This window comes from Peribacillus sp. SIMBA_075, assembly GCF_046534585.1.
This window is the reverse complement of sequence record NZ_JAWRYN010000001.1, coordinates 271291-289657: the sequence shown is the minus strand read 5'-3', so window position 1 is coordinate 289657 and position 18367 is coordinate 271291. Positions and strand designations below refer to the sequence as shown.

The window sequence follows — 18367 nt, the reverse complement described above, 5'->3', positions numbered from 1 at the left end:
TTTTATTCATTAATAAAACTTTGCATGTATGTATGGGACATTCATCCCATGTACTATTCGAATGGTTTTATCCTCTTTCGATCGAATTTTGGAGGAAACCACAAAAATATATCCTATTTCAAATACATCTTTATGTAAAAACAAGCCAATCTTCAACGATCAGCTTGTTCCGTGTATTTTTATTTTTTTAATATCGAAGTTAAGGCAAGGCGCTCCTGCTCCGTCAATGGCACGATTGGAAGTCTGACCGATCCAACGTCTATTCCATATAACTGAAGAGCTGTTTTGACAGGTGCCGGGCTTGGCGCTGCAAACAAACCTTTAATAAGCGGTAACAGTTCCTGATGCAGCTGAGCCGCCTCTTTCAGGTTACCACTGATGAAAGCCTCCACTATTTTCTGCAGCTCATTACCAGCAATATGTGAAGCAACCGAAACTACACCCACACCACCAATCGCTAGTACAGGGAGTGTTAAAGCGTCGTCTCCACTGTATAATGCAAAATCATCATCCGTTCCTGCTATGATTTGAGACATAGCGTTTAAATCCCCGCTTGCTTCCTTCACGGCTACGATATTAGGAATTTGTGCAAGGCGGATGATCGTTTCCGGTTCAATGTTAACCGAAGCACGCCCAGGGATATTATATATCATTACAGGGAGAGTGGTGCTGGCTGCAATAGCTTTAAAATGCTGGTACAGACCTTCTTGATTCGTTTTACTATAATACGGGGCCACCAGCATAATTGCATCGGCGCCATTTTGTTCTGCTTTTTTTGTCAACTCGATGGAAGCATACGTATTATTGCTCCCTGTACCCATGATGATGGGCACACGTTTTTCAACCACCTTAGAAACATGACGCAATAATGCGATTTTCTCCTCCGAAGATAAAGTTGGAGATTCCCCTGTTGTTCCCGATAGCACAAGTGAATCCGTTCCATTCGTCAATAAGTAATTAACCAATGTAGTCGTCTTTTGAAAATCTACATTTCCCTTGCTATCAAAAGGGGTGACCATTGCGGTTGATACTCTACCAAATATCATCATCTAACACCTCTTTATTTTTTAAAACCTTTATTTATTAAAAAACCATGATTAGTGGACTTCATGCAGTTGAAATGCATCGTGCAGTGAATTAACAGCTTCAATTAAATCTTCTTCTTTTACGAGTACCCAAATAGTCGTATGGCTGTCTGCAGACTGAAGTATGGCAATTTCCTTCTCGGAAAGCGCTGTGACAATCTTCGCTGCAACGCCTGGCACTCCGTTGATGCCTGCACCGACTACGGAAACTTTGGCACAATTTCGTTCAATGACCGGTTCATGACCAAGCTCGGCCAAAATCGAGAGGGCCAGTTCTGTCATCTCTTCCGAAACTGTATAAACCACGCCACTTGGATAAATATTTATAAAATCCACTGAAATGGAGGCATTGGCCATTGCTTTAAAAACTTCTGCTTGTAGATTGTATTGATCTTTTTTTGCACGCACCTTGATTTGAGTGATTTTTGGAACATGGGCAATCCCGGTTACAAGCCTTTCACGTATGTCACTACCCTGGCTTTCCTTGTTCACACTTGTAACAAGTGTTCCCAAACCTTCGCTGTATGTTGACCTTATCCGAATCGGGACTTTGGCCTGCATGGCAATTTCAACAGCTCGCGGATGAATCACTTTAGCCCCTTGATATGCCATATTGCAAACTTCCGTATATGAAACGATTGATAATGGACGAGCTTGATCGGCAATACGTGGATCTGCCGTCATGATTCCTTCCACATCCGTATAAATATCGACCCGCTCAGCTTGCAAAGCAGCACCTAATGCAGCAGCTGAAGTGTCACTTCCACCACGGCCAATGGTGGTGATATCCCCATTTTTAGCTGCTCCCTGGAATCCTGCTACAACGACAACATCCTTCAATTCCAGTTCCTTCATGAGACGGTCACATTTCATTTCGATTATTTTCGCACTGGAATAGTCGGAATTCGTCAAGAACCCCGCTTGAGCTCCAGTATAGGCGACGGCTTCAATACCGTGTTCCAACAGCATGTTCGTAAACACGACAGAAGATATCGTTTCCCCTACTGACATAAGTAAATCCTGTTCTCGTTTTGAAAGGCTGGCTTTTGCTCCATTTACTAAAGAAAGTAAGGTATCCGTTGCATAGGGATCGCCTTTTCTTCCCATTGCTGAAACCACAACCACCACTTTATACCCTTCTTTGATCGCATTTTCAATATGCCCTTTTGCAAATGAACGGCTTTTCTCATCACGAACGGATGTCCCACCGTATTTCTGGACGATAATTTTCATAATATGCACCCCAAATATAAGCCAGCTTCCCGATTAGGGAAGCTGACAAAAACTCTCTATCCTATAGGAAATTAATTTTCAAGTTCGTTAAGAATAAATTAATCCTTAACTGTAACTAAACCTAATTTCAAAAGGCTTTCAGCAATTTGAACAGAATTCCAAGCTGCTCCTTTTAATAGATTATCGGAAACCACCCATAAATGGAAGCCTTTATCTTCATCCAAATCTTTGCGGATCCGACCGACGAATACATCATTCTTGCCGACGGATGAAGCAGGCGTTGGGTAAATTTGTTGTTCCGGTTCATCTTCTAACACTATTCCAGGCGCCATCCTCATCAAATCTTTGATTTGAGAAGCCGCTACGCCTTCTTTTTCAACTTCAATGTAAACAGATTCTGAATGACCTGTTACAACAGGAAGCCTTACGCATGTTGCAGCTACTGGAAGGTCATGCATATGCATGATTTTCTTTGTTTCATTGATCATTTTCATCTCTTCGAATGTGTAACCATTTTCTTGGAATTTATCGATTTGGGGAATGACGTTAAAAGCGATTTGATAATGCTTTTCGTCCCCCTTCACCGGTAAAATTTTCGGATCTATTTCTTTTTCATCAAGCAAGTTGCGAGCTTGTTCTTTTAATTCATTTATCGCTGCAGCCCCTGCACCCGAAACAGCCTGATAGGTAGAGACGACAACTTTTGATAATCCGTATGTCTGGCGGATAGGTTCTAATGCCACAACCATTTGGATAGTTGAACAATTCGGGTTCGCAATGATCCCATTATGCAGTTTCAAGTCTTCAGCGTTTACTTCAGGCACGACTAGCGGCACATTTTCATCCATGCGGAACGCGCTGGTGTTATCCACTACTATTGCTCCGCGTTTCACTGCTTCTGGAGCCAATTCCTTAGACACGCTTCCTCCAGCACTGAATAATGCGATATCGATGCCTTCAAAGCTTTCAGGTTTTGCTTCCTGCACTTCGATTTCTTCGCCCTTAAACTTAAGTTTGATTCCAGCGGAACGAGCCGATGATAAAAAGATGATTTTCTTAATCGGTAAGTCCCTTTGTTCGAGTGTTGAAATCATTTGTTGTCCTACTGCTCCAGTTGCTCCCACAACTGCAATACGCAATCCCTGTGTCTCAGTCATTTATACATACTCCTTTTCTATCTCTTAAAATTAGTTTATAGTTGGATTTACTCTTCTTGTTCAGAATATCATTTATTTTATCACATTAACATTCCAAAGGGTCGGACTTTAACAAAATATTCTGGTAGTGGAGTGGTTTTTTATAACTTTACACTACAAAATTATGCATATATGTGAAAGCGGGAGCGTGCCTGAAAACTTGTTTTAGTCTATATCATCCTTGAACCTTTCGACGATGACCGGTTGAACCTGTTCCCTTTCCAGTGCCGCAACGATCGTATCCCTTATCATACTCATCCTTGCAACCATGGAACTTGGCTTGCCTATTGGATTATCCTGGCCATATGGAACAAAATAAATATCTTTTGCTGCCATCAGCCTCATTAGATTGACACCATTTAACCCAAGTGCATCATTCGTTGATATAGCGACCACAACTGGACGGTGATTTCTCATCGTCGCTTTTGCAGCCATAAGTACAGGCGAATCGGTAAGAGCATTTGCCATTTTACTCATTGAGTTACCCGTTAAAGGAGCGATTACCATGCAATCAAGTGGCAATCTAGGCCCTAATGGCTCTGCTTTGACGATTGTATCAACGACATGATTCCCCGTCAATGTTTCAATCCTTTCGATCCAGTCCTCGCCCTTTCCAAAACGTGTTTCCGTGTTCTGTACAGTCGATGTTACGATTGGAATGACTTCCGCCCCTTCATTTACAAGTTTTTCTATTTCAGGAAATACTTCATCATATGTGCAATGTGATCCTGTTAATCCGAAACCGATCCGTTTCCCTTGGAGACTCATAGTTTTTTCCCCTTCCTTTTCATAAACTCGCCTTGAATCAATAGTCCCAGTGCATTTGCTAATATCTGACCAGCCGTTTTCGGGGCAACTATACCCGGTAGGCTCGGTGCCAACAGCGCTTTAATTCCCCTTTTTTCAGCGTAACGAAAATCCGTCCCCCCTGGTTTTGAAGCAAGGTCGATGATTAATGTATGAACGGGCATATTGGATATAACTCTTGCGGTAATTATCGGAAAAGGAATCGTATTGATACATATATCAACATTTTTCATTTCTTCAGCAAGATCATTTAAATGAAAAGGGGTTAGTGCCATTTCACTGATCCTCGCAATATCTTCGCTTTTTCTTGCCCCCACCTTCACTTTTGCTCCAAGGGCCTGGAATGACCGGGCTACACTCATACCGACCCTTCCCAGCCCAAGAACGGCTACATTCGATCCATGGATAGTAAAATCCGTATGTTGAATGGCCATCATGATCGCACCCTCTACAGTGGGAATGGAATTATAAATAGCCACATCATCACGTTCGAACAATAGCACAAGTTTACGATCCGCTTTCTTAAATATCCCATTGAGGTAATCGTTACTGATTCCTGCATAAAAAATGCAATGTGCCGGGGTCTTTTTTATCATTTCTTCAGTCAAAACAACCTCTTCACTGGAAAAGATCGTTTCCACTTTGCCATCTGAATCCGTGCCCCGGACAGGTAAAATAACAGAATCAATTTCGTTGAAATTTATATCTTTCATTTTTTCCTTAACCGCACCGGTAAAAGCATGGTCGAGCTGTTCAAACCCTACCAATAATAGCTTCGCATCAAGCTCCGTCAGTTTACGGACAACTTCAAGCTGACGCGCATCTCCACCAATTACAGCGATTTGCATGCCTGTGAGCATTAAAACCGTCACCTTCTTTATATAAAAGATCCTAAACATTCCCCGCCTCATGATAAACTTCCCTCAAGAAGCAACTCGGTTTTTGCTACATTCTCTAGTTACCCTGCCATCTTATGTTTTCACTTAAAAAACGGTGATAAGAAAAGAAAAAACGCCTTAGCCATTGCCAGCTAAGGCGTTTTCGAGAGACCATATCCAGACATTCCAAGGAGAATGGAGTGTGAGGTCTTCACCCGTCCATTTGCTCTCCATCTTTAAGTGAAAGTCCTTCCTGAAAATCAATGATGACCATATCCGATCCGATTTTTTTTATATGTTCCCATGGCACTCTTATTTCACTGCCATTCCTTAAAAGGCCGAACCATTTGACAGAAGGGATGATCAACGTGGTAATTTGTCCAGTTTCATCTATTTCCAAATCCGTCTGACCAAGGATTCCCAATCTTTCCGCCCTATTCACATCGACTATTTCCTTACCGCTCAGTTCGCTCAATCTCAATTATAGCTCCCCCTTTTTCACCTTCTATTCAATCTATATCCGAAAAAGGGGAACTTAGAAGGCATTTATCTAAATATTGTCCATAACACCGTCCCGGCCCTTCCATTATAAAAAAAGCCTGACCTCCCATTAATAAAAGGGAAGGTGCAGGCTTGTTCGTTTTTATTTGTCCCAGTTTTCCAACGGGCTCACTAATGACAAGGAATGTTCCGTAAATATCTGGTTTGCCAGTTCATTGACGGTATCCTCTGTCACCTCGTCAATTTTGATGATAATATCATCAAGGGAACGGTGCTCACCCAACATAAGTTCATTTTTTCCGTTTCGGCTCATCCGGCTATTCGTGCTTTCAAGGCTGAGCATCAAGCTTCCTTTAAGCTGTTCTTTACTATTTCGTAATTCCTTTTCTGTAATGCCATCCCTCTTTAATGTATCCAGTGTTTCCTGAATGGTTTCATATAGGCTGTCGAGTTGATTTGTGCCTGTCCCCCCATAGACTGTCACCAAACCGCTATCTTGATAGCTGGAATGATAGGAGTACACGGAATAGGCAAGGCCGCGTTGTTCCCTGACGTCCTGGAATAGGCGGCTACTCATGCTTCCTCCAAGAATATTATTCAAGGTAATTAAGCTGTATGTTTTATCATTGCCGATTTCCAATCCTTTGTAACCAAGGCATAAGTGGGCTTGTTCTGTTTCTTTTTTACGGGTGATCCTATTTTGATGAAAGGAAGGTTTCACCAACTCAAGACGATCTTCCCCACCTTGATACGACCCAAAGTAGCTTTCGACCTCTTGAATCAATTTTTCATCCACATTACCCGCAATGGAAACCACTACTTTATCAGGTGTATACATATCATGGACGTATTTTTTCAATGTATCACTATTGAATGTTTCAAGGGTATTTTCCGTCCCTAGTATTGGATAGCCAAGAGGATGATTTTCATAAACCGCCTTGCTTAAGAGGTCATGGACAATGTCATCCGGTGTGTCTTCGTACATTTTGATTTCTTCGTAGACTACATTTTTTTCTTTTTTCAATTCTTCCCCATCAAATGTTGAATTGAAGAACATATCGGCAAGTATTTCAAGCGCATAGCTTGCATGGTTATCCATTACTTTAGCATAATAGCATGTATACTCTTTTGAAGTGAATGCATTTACCTGTCCGCCAATACTATCGAACGACTCGGCAATTTCACGCGCATTCCTCGTAGTTGTCCCTTTAAAGAACATATGCTCCAGGAAATGTGAAACCCCATTCAATTCAGGTGTTTCATTTCGTGAACCTGTTTTGATCCATACTCCAATTGCTGCTGAGCGTACTGTTGGAATATTTTCCAATACAATTCTAACTCCATTTTGACACGTGTATTTCTTAATCAACTAACATTCCTCCCAATCATTCTATGCTGCTATCGTAACCAAAACATTATGGATTCGATCGCTCTTCATCTACAGCTTCCGAAACGGTAACAACATCCAGGTCTTTCTTTTTTATTTCAATTATTAACGTTTCCAATGATTTTGCAGTAGATTCCGTCGGATGCATTAAAATAAATGCTCCTGGGTGTACCTTAGAAAGCACTCGTTGTTGTAGGACTTCAGGGCTTGGTTTTTGCCAGTCGATCGTATCCACACTCCACATGACTGTTTCCAGACCGAAAGAATCCGCGATTTTCACCGTTTCATCCCGGTAGCTGCCACTTGGTGGCGCGAACCATTTCATCTTCGAACCTGTCACCGCTTCAATGACTTCGTTCGTTTTTCGAATTTCCTCACGTGTAGCTTGTGCGGATATGTTTTTCATATCGGGATGTGAATAAGAATGATTTCCTATTTCATGCCCGCCACCCTTAATCATCTTGGCCAAATCTGGATTTTTCTTGGTCCAATTACCTTCAAGGAAAAAAGTGGCCTTGACATTATTCTCTTTCAGCACAGCCAACATATCTTGTAAGTATTCATTCCCCCAGGCCACATTGATTAAAAATGAAACCACCGGCTTTTTGGGATGGGCCCGGTAAATCGGAGCCGGATCCAGATCCTCTAAGTGTATCTTTGCAGGGACCTGCTGAAATACCAGCTTATCCTTATCGAACACACCCTCCTTCTTCATGGCTTTATACGAATCATCAATATTTACCTTCAGGCCATTATATGCAGGAATGGTTTTCCATACCGAATCTATTCGTGCATCCTCTGGTGCAATCTCATATTTTTTTGTTGATTCTTTTATTTGTAAAAGAAGCTCATCTTCTTGCTTCATTGAAGCAACTGAATGATCTGTTAATTGGGTCAAATAAATTTGTGTATATGGATTTTGCACTAATAACCATGATATACCTGCAATGGCACTTATCGCAACTATCTGCTTCCATTTATTATTCATTTTTTACGCCCCCTTCATACCAAAATGTATGAAGAAAACGGACAAGGTAGAACATGACATACTATTAATGCCATTCAGGCTATGTATTATCCCAATGCTTTTTACAAAAAAAAGCATGCAGATTCACAAAGAATCGCATGCCGGAATTTCATTTCTATTACGATTGAGAAGGGTTAGCTGCCTCTTTTTGCTCTTTCAGGACCGCTTTACGGGAAAGGTTTACCCTTCCTTGCTTATCAATCTCAGTAACTTTAACCAATAACTCATCGCCAAGTGAAACGACATCTTCCACTTTTCCGACTCTTTCTTCAGCCAGTTCGGAAATATGCACCAAACCGTCTTTACCATTGAAGATTTCAACGAAAGCACCGAACTTTTCAATACGTTTCACTTTACCTAAGTATAGTTCGCCGACTACGACTTCACGTACGATATCCTCAATGATTTTCTTCGCTTTTTGAATCATTGGTTCATCTGTAGAAGATATGAATACCGTTCCATCTTGCTCGATGTCGATTTTCACGCCAGTTTCTTCAATGATTTTATTGATATGTTTTCCGCTCGGTCCAATGACATCACGGATTTTATCCGGATTTATAGACATTGTAACGATTTTAGGAGCATATTTGGATAACTGCTCACGCGGTTGATTGATTGTTGACATCATTGACTCCAAAATATGCATCCGGCCGTGTTTGGCTTGAAGTAAAGCTTCTTCAAGGATCTCTCTTGATAGACCTTCAATCTTAATGTCCATTTGTAGGGCAGTAACACCTTTTGAGGTACCTGCGACTTTAAAGTCCATATCTCCAAGATGATCTTCCATACCTTGAATATCCGTTAAGATTGTATAGTGCTCACCAGTTTTGACAAGGCCCATTGCAATACCGGCAACTGGAGCCTTCAATGGAACACCAGCATCCATCATTGCCAAAGTGCTTGCACAGATACTTGCTTGGGAAGTTGAACCGTTTGATTCAAGCACTTCTGAAACAAGTCTGATTGTATAAGGGAAGTCTTTATCGTTTGGAATGACAGGTTCCAATGCTCTTTCACCAAGTGCACCATGACCAATTTCACGGCGACCTGCTCCACGGATAGGACCAGTTTCACCAACACTGAAATGTGGGAAGTTATAGTGGTGCATGAAACGTTTTGACTCTTCGGTTCCAAGCCCATCCAGAATCTGCACATCACCAAGTGCACCTAAAGTACAGATGGATAGTGCTTGGGTTTGTCCGCGTGTGAACAATCCAGAACCATGTGTACGGGGCAGAATGGTAACTTCTGAAGATAATGGTCTGATTTCGTCAGGATTACGGCCATCCGGACGCACTTTTTCTTCCGTAATTAAACGGCGTACTTCAGATTTGACCAATTTATTCAGGATTTCTTTGATTTGTTTTAATTTAGCTTCATCAGTTTCTTCTTCATAATGAGCCAATACACGATCTTTCACTTCTTTAATCGCGTCTTCACGAGCATGTTTTTCCTGAACTTGTACAGCTTTGTTCAAGTCGGCTTCACATAGGCCTTTCACTTCTGCTTCCAGCTCTGCATCCACCTGATATAAAGCGATCTGCATTTTTTCCTTGCCGATTTCAGCAACGATTTTCTCTTGGAATGCAATGATTTTCTTGATTTCATCATGTCCAAACATGATTGCTTCAAGCATGGTTTCCTCTGGTACTTCATTAGCTCCGGCTTCAACCATGTTGATAGCATCTTTAGTACCGGCAACCGTCAAATTGATGTCACTTTTTGCAAGTTGGTCAACAGTAGGGTTAATCATGAATTCATTATTGATTCTTCCTACTACAACTCCAGCAATTGGACCTTCGAATGGAATATCGGAAACTGAAAGTGCAAGGGATGATCCAAGCATCGCTGCCATTTCAGAAGAGCAATCTTGATCGACACTCATGACCATGCTGATGATCTGAACATCGTTCCTGAAGCCGTCAGCAAATAGCGGGCGGATTGGACGATCAATTAAACGGCTTGCAAGAATTGCCCTTTCACTTGGTCGGCCTTCACGTTTGATGAAGCCACCTGGAATTTTGCCGACTGCATAAAGTCTTTCTTCGTAGTTGACTGTCAAAGGGAAGAAGTCGACATTTCTCGGCTCTTTCGAAGCTGTTGCTGTACTTAATACAGCAGTTTCTCCATAACGGACTAAAACTGCTCCGTTCGCTTGTTTGGCCAATTGCCCTATCTCTACCGTTACATTACGGCCGGCCCAGTCAAATGAATACGTATGTTTTTCCTGTCCCATTTATTAAACCCCTCTCTGAATCTTCACTTAAAGGCTTAGTTTACCTAAACCTGTATTGGATTAAATCATTTATATGTGAAAGTAACTGAACTCGAGTTAAAACCAAACTATTCCTATTATGCACGAAAAAAACAAGCATTAACAGTAAAATGAATAAAAATTTCATTCATTTGATTATGTATATCCTGATCATTTATAAATGGAAAAGGACCCGGCTCCTGCCGAGTCCCAAGGACGAAGGCTCAGCCTTTAAGTAGAACACGTCCAAATCATTTGATTAACATCAAAAAAGCGGGAAATTTCCCGCCTTCCTGAAAAAATTATCTACGTAGACCTAATTTGTTAATTAGTGTACGGTAACGAGTAACGTCTGTGTTACGTAGGTAAGTTAAAAGATTACGACGTTTACCTACCATTTTAAGAAGACCGCGACGTGAATGATGGTCCTTTTTATGTGTGCGTAAGTGACCGTTCAAGTTGTTGATTTCTTCTGTTAAAACTGCGATTTGAACTTCTGGAGACCCAGTGTCAGTATCGTGAGTTCTGAACTCAGCGATAAGTTCGTTTTTGCGTACTTGTGTAATTGCCATGTTATTATTCCTCCTAAAATTCTGTAAAATCACCTATTACCGAGCCAGCGTCGGAGTCTCGACTAGCCAAGCAATGGTTATTTTCATACATACAATAGAATACATGTTTTTCATTAAAATTGCAAGTCTTGTCTATTACTGCCCTTTTTATGCTTTCAGTTTTGAAAAATAGACTATTGCATTTTGCTTATCCGTTTCGATCTGAGCGACCAATGCTTCAAGTCCGGAAAATTTCTGCTCACTCCGAAGCCTTGTATGCCATTCAACCGAAACCTGATCGCCATATATATCTCTTGAGAACTCCAAGGCATGGACCTCCACAGTAGGGTATTTAGGCTTTTCTTCGTGGAACGTAGGTTTGTAACCGACATTGCAAACTCCGCAATACCATTTACCGCTTATTTTGATCCTGACGGCATATACGCCTGCAGCAGGGAAGATATAATCGTCACTTACTTCAATATTAGCGGTGGGGAATCCCAACTTCCTGCCCCGTTTTTCTCCGTGGATGACATGCCCTTTCGTTAAATAGCGCCGGCCAGCCAAATGATAAAAGTCGGAAAAGTTGCCATTACCGAGAGTTTCCCTGATTCTCGTCGAACTAACCTTTTCATCTTCAAGTGTCTGTTTTTCAACGACAGTCTGAGAAAACCTTCCTTGGGCGTAAACAGGCAAATCTTTCATTGACCCTTGACCATAGCGACCGTATGAATAATCAAAGCCTGCTACGACGTGACGGACATTCAGCCCGACAATGTATTCGTCAACGAACCGTTCCGGCAGTACCGAAGCAAATTCCTTGCTGAAATGGACTATGAATAAATAATCTATCTCCATCGACTCTATGATATCCACCTTATCTTCAAGTGGAGTAATATAGCGGATATTTTCCGTTTTCCTCCCCAGTACTGCTGAAGGATGCGGGTCAAATGTCATGACTGCTGACTTAAGATTCATTTCATCGGCTTTTTGCTTGGCGGTTTGAATAACAATCTGATGTCCTTTATGTATACCATCAAAAAATCCAAGCGCCATTACAAGCTCAGGAAAATCATCCGATTTAAATTGATGAGGATGCTCTATTGCGATCACTTTCACCTTTCAATCTCCTCTTTCCGACGGTAAAACGGTCTATAATTCTTGTGCCAATACTTTTACAGGTTTAATTAACCCCACTTTTGTCGGATGTATTTGATAAATGGCAATCGCCTTACCGGATGGGTCGACCATCACAAAAGGCGTACCTTTTTCAACAATGACATCCTCTGTTTGTTCCAATACCGCACCGTTAAGTACTTTCTTTGCTACTTTATCACTAATCTGAAATTTGGGCAAATGAAACAATCCCCGCTCCAAGGGCAACAGAAAACCATCAGTTCGTTCGGTTTCCATGAATGCTTCCACCTCAGCAAATGTAAAACAATCCTCTTGCTTAAAACCTGCTGATTCAATACGGGTTAAATCTGACATATGGGCAGGAAACCCCAATTCTTCACCCATCATGACAGCAAGTGTCCGAATATACGTACCTTTGCTGCACTTGACGCGAAAACGGAAAGAAATGGTTTCCCCTTTGAATTCAGAACGATCATCGAGAAGGGTAATTTCATAGATGGAGACCTCTCTTGTCGGCCTCTCCACTTCTACTCCTGCACGAGCATATTCATATAACTTCTTCCCGTTTACCTTAACAGCCGAAAACATTGGCGGAGTCTGTTCAATTTTCCCAGTCAATGATTCGAGCATCTCTAGAATTCGTTCACGCGGAATCACTTGTTCAACCTTTTTCTCTTCCACTTTTTCACCGCTTGCGTCTTCAGTTGTCGTTGAAAAACCAAGGGTCACTTCCCCTTCATACGCTTTGCCGGCTTCTGTCAAATATTCAGCAATTTTAGTTGCCCTGCCAATACAAATAGGTAAAACCCCTGTTACATCGGGATCTAAAGTACCTGTATGCCCAACCTTTTTCGTCTTTAAAATCTTTCTTAATTTAAAAACACAATCATGGGATGTCAATCCCTTGGGTTTCCATAATGGAAGAATACCGTTCACGCTTTCACCTCATCATTTATAAAACACCCTAAACGGTTATCATGAAGCAAAATAAATTTCAATTCCGAAAGGTGTTTTTTTGATTTTTAAATATTTCATTTTCAAAAAAAAGAGACCGACTTCAAGAAGTGCAAAGCACTTTTTGAGTCGGCCTCCTTTTACTGCTTGCTTATTCTTCGTCTTTTTCAGCCGGTTTGTCCTCTGAATTGATTTGGGAAATCAACGACTCGATACGGTTACCATAATCAACTGATTCATCAAATTCAAAAAACAGCTCAGGGGTCTTGCGCAGGCGGATTCTTTGCCCAATTTCTGAACGCATGAATCCTTTTGCCTTTGCTAGGCCTTGCAGGGTTTTCTCCCGTTGTTCCTGGTCACCCAAAACGGAAATATAAACTGTTGCCTGCTGTAAATCGCCTGTAACCTCAACATCCGTCACAGTTACAAATCCGATTCTTGGATCTTTAATTTTTCGGCCGATAATTTCACTCAGCTCTTTTTTCATTTGTTCGCCAACACGATTTGAACGAAGGCTCATAATATCACCTCGATAGCCTAAAGCCAGTCTATATCTGTTATTGTTCGCTCTAGTTCCGGAAAAGAATCTAGAAATTTAAGGGCATTTTGAAGTTCCCGCTCTGTAGCCTTCCTTGAGGATGTTACGGTTACGATAGTAATCTTTGTCCGCTGCCATAAATCCTGAAAATCGGTCTCGGCTACAGAAATATTGAACTTCTGTTTAAGCCGTGTCATGACACGCTGGAGCACGGCCCGTTTTTCTTTCAATGAATGGGTGTCATGGATGATGCATTCACATTGGACAGAGCCAACGATCATTTACGTTCAATCTCTTCCATTACATAAGCTTCGATTACATCGCCTTCTTTAAGGTCGTTGTAATTTTTAATGGTAATACCGCACTCATAGTTCGTTGCCACTTCTTTTACATCATCTTTAAAACGTTTCAATGCATCAATTTCACCTTCGTAAATGACGACACCTTCACGAATTAAGCGAATACCGCTATCACGTGTAATTTTTCCTTCTGTGACATATGAACCGGCAATCGTACCTACTTTAGATACTTTGAAAGTAGTACGAACTTCAGCCTGACCGATAATTTTTTCTTCGAATTCAGGATCAAGCATCCCTTTCATAGCCGACTCGATCTCTTCGATCGCTTTATAGATGATGCGGTGTAGGCGGACATCAACATTTTCTGATTCAGCTGCACGCTTTGCATTCACGTCAGGACGGACGTTAAATCCGATGACGATTGCATTGGAAGCTGTAGCAAGGATGATGTCAGACTCTGTAATTGCACCGACGCCAGTGTGAATGATTTTCACTTTAGCGCCTTCCACTTCTATTTTATTCAGGGAAGCGGCTACTGCTTCCGCAGAACCTTGAACATCCGCTTTTAGAATGATGTTCAATTCTTTAATTTCCCCTTCTTTCATTTGCTCGAACAATGTATCTAAGGTTACACGGGATTTTTCATTACGTTGTGAAGCAAGTTGTCTCTGTGCACGCACTTCCCCAACTTGACGGGCCGTTTTCTCATCTTCAAAGACGATGAAACGATCACCGGCTTGTGGTACTTCGTTCAATCCAGTGATTTCAACCGGTGTTGAAGGACCTGCATCCTTAACACGGCGTCCAAGATCGTTAAGCATAGCACGGACACGGCCGAATGTATTACCGATAACAATCGGATCTCCGACTTTCAACGTACCGTTTTGAACAAGCAAAGTAGCAACCGATCCGCGACCTTTATCCAAACGCGCTTCGATAACCGTTCCATTTGCTTTACGAGATGGATTCGCTTTATACTCCTCCACTTCACTGACAAGAAGAATCATTTCAAGCAAGCTATCGATACCCTCACCGTTTTTAGCTGAAATTGGTACGAAAATTGTGTCTCCGCCCCAAGCTTCAGAAACTAAACCATGTTCAGTCAATTCTTGCATGACACGGTCCGGATTGGCAGCTTCTTTATCCATTTTATTGACAGCGACGATAATTGGTACTTCTGCCGCTTTAGCATGGTTAATCGCTTCAATCGTTTGAGGCATAACACCATCATCCGCCGCAACAACCAGGATCGTGATATCAGTAACTTGTGCACCGCGGGCACGCATTGTTGTAAAAGCAGCATGTCCTGGTGTATCTAGGAATGTTATTTTCTTATCGTTTACTTTAACTTGATAAGCACCGATATGCTGAGTTATTCCGCCTGCTTCGCCTTCTGTAACTTTTGTATGGCGTATAGAATCAAGCAATGTCGTTTTACCATGGTCAACGTGCCCCATGATCGTTACGACAGCCGGACGTTCAATCAAATCTTCAGAAGCGTCTTCAGTGACTAGTGACTCAAGGTCGGTCAGGTCAACACGAATCTCTTCTTCGGCCACTACACCGTATTCTGTACAAATCAATTCAATTGCATCTTTATCCAAAGTTTGGTTGATTGTAGCCATAACACCAAGCATAAAGAGCTTTTTAATGATTTCAGAAGGTTCACGATGAAGTTTTTTACCAAGTTCCATAACGGTCAAAGACTCATAAAACGTAATTTTCTCTGGAAGTTCTCTTTCCTTACGCTTTGTAACGGGAGCCTGTGGGGCTTGTTGTCTTTGTTTATTATTTTTATTCTTATTATTGCGGCCCCTGTTAAACTGCCCCGTTGGTTTTTTCGTACCTACAGGTTTAACTGGTGGTTTCTTCTTCAGTTTTTCTTTATTAACTGTGCTCTTTTCATCCGCTTCAGCTTCGTACTTTGCAACCGTAGCGTTTGCCTTTGGTTCAGCAGCTTGGCTTTTATCTTCGTTTTTAGGTTTAATTGAATCGTTTAATTTATTTACAGTTGAATCGTCTAATGCTGTCATATGGTTTGTTACCTCTATATTCATTTCTTTAAGTTTATTTATTACATCCTTGCTTGAAACGTTCTTTTGTTTTGCATATTCATATACACGCAATTTTGTCATACGTTCACCCCCGTAAAATTTAATCGAGCAGCGTTCGGAGTTTTTGTGCAAAACCTTCATCCAGAACTGCGACGGCAACTCTAGCATCCTTACCTATCGCATGGCCGAGCATAGACCTGCTTTCGACTCTTTTTAAAGGAACCTGATAAAATGCGCACTTATCAGATATTTTTTTTTCAGTGTTTTTTGAAGCGTCCGCGGATAAAATAACAACTTTGGCATTACCGCTTCTAATCTCTTTAACCACTAATTCTTCACCCGAAATTAGCTTGCGTGCCCGATTGGCCAAACCTAATAGAGACATCCATTGTTGTTGGGTCATGGTGTTAGTTTTTCTCCTTATTCACTAATTCAAGCAATTGTTCATAAAGGGAAGAATCGATTTGGGTACTAAGGTGATTAGCCAGCACGTTTTTCTTTTTGGCCAGCTCGATAACATCCCGATCAAGAGTCAAATAAGCTCCCCTTCCCGATTTCTTTCCGGTCGGATCAAGGCTGACTTCCCCTTCTTTAGATCGAACGATGCGAATGAGTTCTTTCTTCGGCTTCATTTCACCTGTAGCCACACATTTACGCATCGGGATTTTTTTTCGGCTATTCATCTTTTTTCACCTCTGAATTACTCGTTATCCTCTTCGAAATCTGTTTCCTCTTCATTAACATAACTATCTCTGCTCAAAAGGAATTCTTGTTCTTCCACTGGATAAATACCAGCTTCGCGGGCTTCCGTTTCACTCTTGATATCAATTTTCCAGCCTGTAAGTTTGGCAGCTAAACGGGCATTTTGTCCGCGCTTACCAATTGCCAGGGAAAGCTGATAATCCGGAACGATCACAGTCGTCGCCTTTTCCTCTTCTTTTACGATAACTTCAAGTACTTTTGAAGGGCTTAAAGCATTCGCAACGAAAATGACCGGATTCTCCGACCATTTAACGATATCGATTTTTTCACCCTTCAACTCATTGACGATGGCCTGAACACGTTGTCCTTTTTGGCCTACACATGAACCGACAGGATCGACTTCTTCGTTATCTGAGTGCACGGAGATTTTTGAACGGTCGCCTGCTTCGCGGGCAACTGACTTAATTTCTACTGTTCCATCAAAAATTTCAGGCACTTCGATTTCGAATAAACGTTTTAAAAGGCCAGGATGTGAACGGGATACAAAAATTTGCGGGCCCTTAGAAGTTTTTTCAACTTTAGTGATGAAAACTTTAATGCGATCATGAGGTTTATACTGTTCATTCGGCATTTGCTCATTCACCGGGAGCAAAGCTTCGATTTTACCTAGGCTCACATAGATGAATCGTGAATCTTGGCGTTGAACGATGCCAGTCATGATATCCTCTTCCCGATCAATGAATTCGGCATAAATGATGCCTCGTTCTGCTTCACGCACTCTTTGAGTAACGACTTGTTTTGCAGTTTGTGCAGCGATACGGCCGAAATCCTTTGGTGTTACTTCCATTTCGACAATATCCTCTAACTGGTAGTTGGGATCAATTGCTCTTGCTTCTTCAACAGAAATTTCCAGACGTGAATCGAATACTTCGTCAACAACGTCTTTTCTGGCAAATACACGCATAGTTCCTTTACCAAGGTTCAAGTCGATACGTACATTTTGTGCTTGGTTAAAGTTACGGCGATATGCCGATATAAGAGCAGCTTCAATCGCGTCGATCAAAACTTCCCTGGAAATTCCTTTTTCGTTTTCTAAAATATAGAGAGCATCCAATAACTCATTGCCCATGGTGATCCCCCTTACGGATATTTAAATTAATGATTTGCTTGACTTAAGAGAAGGTAATCGCCAATCTTGCTTTGGCCACCTTTTCGAATGGTATGACGATGGTTTTCTTTCTTGTCTTGATTCTGACTTCGAGTGTCACTTCTTTACCATCGAAACTGGTTAAGATTCCTTCGAATTCTTTTTCATCTAAAATGGGCTCGTATGTTTTTATGTAAACATTTTTACCGATAGCTTTAAGGAAATCCTTCTCTTTTTTCAGAGGCCTTTCAGCTCCGGGAGATGAAACTTCGAGAAAATAATTTTGTGGAATCGGATCAACCTCATCAAGCTTTTCACTGAGTTTTTCACTCACATTTCCGCAATCTTCAATATCTACGCCTGTTTCTTTATCAATGTACACTCGAAGGAACCAGCTTTTACCTTCCTTCACATACTCCACTTCGACTAATTCAAGCTGCAATTCTTCAAGAATTGGTAATGCAAATTCCTCTACAACTTCCGTTACCTTTTTACTCATTTGTTTCCTCCATACGTGCGTTGTATGCGCTTGGTTTCGGATTCAAAATTAAATGGTCAATACAACACGAAAGAGTGGGTTTCCCCACTCTTGCCATTGGTTCCTCTTAGTATTTCCA

At 41.4% G+C, this 18367-nt stretch carries 19 protein-coding genes; all 19 read right to left on the bottom strand.

The window, feature by feature from the left end:
* Nucleotides 1-179 precede the first annotated feature (179 nt).
* Nucleotides 180-1049, bottom strand: coding sequence for a 4-hydroxy-tetrahydrodipicolinate synthase (gene dapA, locus SB775_RS01455; protein ID WP_061462457.1), 870 nt, complete (start codon nt 1047-1049; stop codon nt 180-182).
* Between the two features lie 48 nt (nt 1050-1097).
* Nucleotides 1098-2318: an aspartate kinase gene (gene dapG, locus SB775_RS01450; protein ID WP_089364986.1), complete on the bottom strand. Its 1221-nt coding sequence runs from the start codon at nt 2316-2318 to the stop codon at nt 1098-1100.
* A 98-nt stretch (nt 2319-2416) separates the two neighbouring features.
* Nucleotides 2417-3475, bottom strand: coding sequence for an aspartate-semialdehyde dehydrogenase (gene asd / locus SB775_RS01445; protein ID WP_061462455.1), 1059 nt, complete (start codon nt 3473-3475; stop codon nt 2417-2419).
* 204 nt (nt 3476-3679) lie between these two features.
* Nucleotides 3680-4282 (bottom strand): dipicolinate synthase subunit B, encoded by a 603-nt coding sequence (locus tag SB775_RS01440; RefSeq protein ID WP_061462454.1) that lies wholly within the window; start codon nt 4280-4282, stop codon nt 3680-3682.
* The gene (gene dpaA / locus SB775_RS01435) at nt 4279-5181 is read right to left on the bottom strand and encodes a dipicolinic acid synthetase subunit A (RefSeq protein WP_089364991.1); all 903 of its coding nucleotides are present in this window, start codon (nt 5179-5181) and stop codon (nt 4279-4281) included. The genes SB775_RS01440 and dpaA overlap by 4 nt, the downstream gene beginning before the upstream one ends.
* A gap of 229 nt (nt 5182-5410) precedes the next feature.
* Nucleotides 5411-5680, bottom strand: a complete 270-nt coding sequence (locus tag SB775_RS01430) for a YlmC/YmxH family sporulation protein (RefSeq protein ID WP_061462452.1) — start codon at nt 5678-5680, stop codon at nt 5411-5413.
* Between the two features lie 162 nt (nt 5681-5842).
* On the bottom strand, nt 5843-7069 hold the full coding sequence (locus SB775_RS01425) for a M16 family metallopeptidase (RefSeq protein ID WP_089364987.1): 1227 nt from the start codon (nt 7067-7069) through the stop codon (nt 5843-5845).
* A 46-nt stretch (nt 7070-7115) separates the two neighbouring features.
* A complete protein-coding gene (locus SB775_RS01420; RefSeq protein ID WP_061462450.1) occupies nt 7116-8075 on the bottom strand; it encodes a polysaccharide deacetylase family protein in 960 nt (319 codons plus the stop codon).
* A gap of 157 nt (nt 8076-8232) precedes the next feature.
* Nucleotides 8233-10350, bottom strand: coding sequence for a polyribonucleotide nucleotidyltransferase (gene pnp, locus SB775_RS01415; RefSeq protein ID WP_061462449.1), 2118 nt, complete (start codon nt 10348-10350; stop codon nt 8233-8235).
* Between the two features lie 320 nt (nt 10351-10670).
* Nucleotides 10671-10940 carry a 30S ribosomal protein S15 gene (rpsO, locus tag SB775_RS01410; protein WP_061462448.1) on the bottom strand — a complete coding sequence of 90 codons (270 nt, stop codon included), beginning with the start codon at nt 10938-10940 and terminating at the stop codon, nt 10671-10673.
* 147 nt (nt 10941-11087) lie between these two features.
* Nucleotides 11088-12038: a bifunctional riboflavin kinase/FAD synthetase gene (ribF, locus tag SB775_RS01405; RefSeq protein WP_410860320.1), complete on the bottom strand. Its 951-nt coding sequence runs from the start codon at nt 12036-12038 to the stop codon at nt 11088-11090.
* A gap of 33 nt (nt 12039-12071) precedes the next feature.
* Nucleotides 12072-12992: a tRNA pseudouridine(55) synthase TruB gene (truB, locus tag SB775_RS01400; protein ID WP_089364990.1), complete on the bottom strand. Its 921-nt coding sequence runs from the start codon at nt 12990-12992 to the stop codon at nt 12072-12074.
* Nucleotides 12993-13161: 169 nt separating this feature from the next.
* Nucleotides 13162-13530, bottom strand: a complete 369-nt coding sequence (gene rbfA, locus SB775_RS01395) for a 30S ribosome-binding factor RbfA (RefSeq protein WP_061462445.1) — start codon at nt 13528-13530, stop codon at nt 13162-13164.
* 17 nt (nt 13531-13547) lie between these two features.
* Nucleotides 13548-13829: a DUF503 domain-containing protein gene (locus SB775_RS01390; protein ID WP_057913375.1), complete on the bottom strand. Its 282-nt coding sequence runs from the start codon at nt 13827-13829 to the stop codon at nt 13548-13550.
* The gene (infB, locus tag SB775_RS01385) at nt 13826-15982 is read right to left on the bottom strand and encodes a translation initiation factor IF-2 (RefSeq protein WP_061462444.1); all 2157 of its coding nucleotides are present in this window, start codon (nt 15980-15982) and stop codon (nt 13826-13828) included. The genes SB775_RS01390 and infB overlap by 4 nt, the downstream gene beginning before the upstream one ends.
* A gap of 19 nt (nt 15983-16001) precedes the next feature.
* A complete protein-coding gene (locus tag SB775_RS01380; RefSeq protein ID WP_057913377.1) occupies nt 16002-16304 on the bottom strand; it encodes a YlxQ family RNA-binding protein in 303 nt (100 codons plus the stop codon).
* Nucleotides 16305-16308: 4 nt separating this feature from the next.
* Nucleotides 16309-16584: an RNase P modulator RnpM gene (rnpM, locus tag SB775_RS01375; protein ID WP_061462443.1), complete on the bottom strand. Its 276-nt coding sequence runs from the start codon at nt 16582-16584 to the stop codon at nt 16309-16311.
* Nucleotides 16585-16601: 17 nt separating this feature from the next.
* Entirely contained in the window at nt 16602-17732 is a 1131-nt protein-coding gene (gene nusA, locus SB775_RS01370; RefSeq protein WP_061462442.1) for a transcription termination factor NusA, read from the bottom strand.
* 43 nt (nt 17733-17775) lie between these two features.
* The gene (gene rimP, locus SB775_RS01365) at nt 17776-18249 is read right to left on the bottom strand and encodes a ribosome maturation factor RimP (RefSeq protein WP_061462441.1); all 474 of its coding nucleotides are present in this window, start codon (nt 18247-18249) and stop codon (nt 17776-17778) included.
* Nucleotides 18250-18367 lie beyond the last annotated feature (118 nt).

Excerpts from the sequence above, each read along its gene's own strand:
- dapA (WP_061462457.1), bottom strand. The coding sequence starts at position 1,049 with ATGATGATATTTGGTAGAGTATCAACCGCAATGGTCACCCCTTTTGAT.
- dapG (WP_089364986.1), bottom strand. The coding sequence starts at position 2,318 with ATGAAAATTATCGTCCAGAAATACGGTGGGACATCCGTTCGTGATGAG.
- asd (WP_061462455.1), bottom strand. The coding sequence starts at position 3,475 with ATGACTGAGACACAGGGATTGCGTATTGCAGTTGTGGGAGCAACTGGA.
- SB775_RS01440 (WP_061462454.1), bottom strand. The coding sequence starts at position 4,282 with ATGAGTCTCCAAGGGAAACGGATCGGTTTCGGATTAACAGGATCACAT.
- dpaA (WP_089364991.1), bottom strand. The coding sequence starts at position 5,181 with ATGCTCACAGGCATGCAAATCGCTGTAATTGGTGGAGATGCGCGTCAG.
- SB775_RS01420 (WP_061462450.1), bottom strand. The coding sequence starts at position 8,075 with ATGAATAATAAATGGAAGCAGATAGTTGCGATAAGTGCCATTGCAGGT.
- pnp (WP_061462449.1), bottom strand. The coding sequence starts at position 10,350 with ATGGGACAGGAAAAACATACGTATTCATTTGACTGGGCCGGCCGTAAT.
- rpsO (WP_061462448.1), bottom strand. The coding sequence starts at position 10,940 with ATGGCAATTACACAAGTACGCAAAAACGAACTTATCGCTGAGTTCAGA.
- rbfA (WP_061462445.1), bottom strand. The coding sequence starts at position 13,530 with ATGAGCCTTCGTTCAAATCGTGTTGGCGAACAAATGAAAAAAGAGCTG.
- SB775_RS01390 (WP_057913375.1), bottom strand. The coding sequence starts at position 13,829 with ATGATCGTTGGCTCTGTCCAATGTGAATGCATCATCCATGACACCCAT.
- infB (WP_061462444.1), bottom strand. The coding sequence starts at position 15,982 with ATGACAAAATTGCGTGTATATGAATATGCAAAACAAAAGAACGTTTCA.
- SB775_RS01380 (WP_057913377.1), bottom strand. The coding sequence starts at position 16,304 with ATGACCCAACAACAATGGATGTCTCTATTAGGTTTGGCCAATCGGGCA.
- rnpM (WP_061462443.1), bottom strand. The coding sequence starts at position 16,584 with ATGAATAGCCGAAAAAAAATCCCGATGCGTAAATGTGTGGCTACAGGT.
- nusA (WP_061462442.1), bottom strand. The coding sequence starts at position 17,732 with ATGGGCAATGAGTTATTGGATGCTCTCTATATTTTAGAAAACGAAAAA.
- rimP (WP_061462441.1), bottom strand. The coding sequence starts at position 18,249 with ATGAGTAAAAAGGTAACGGAAGTTGTAGAGGAATTTGCATTACCAATT.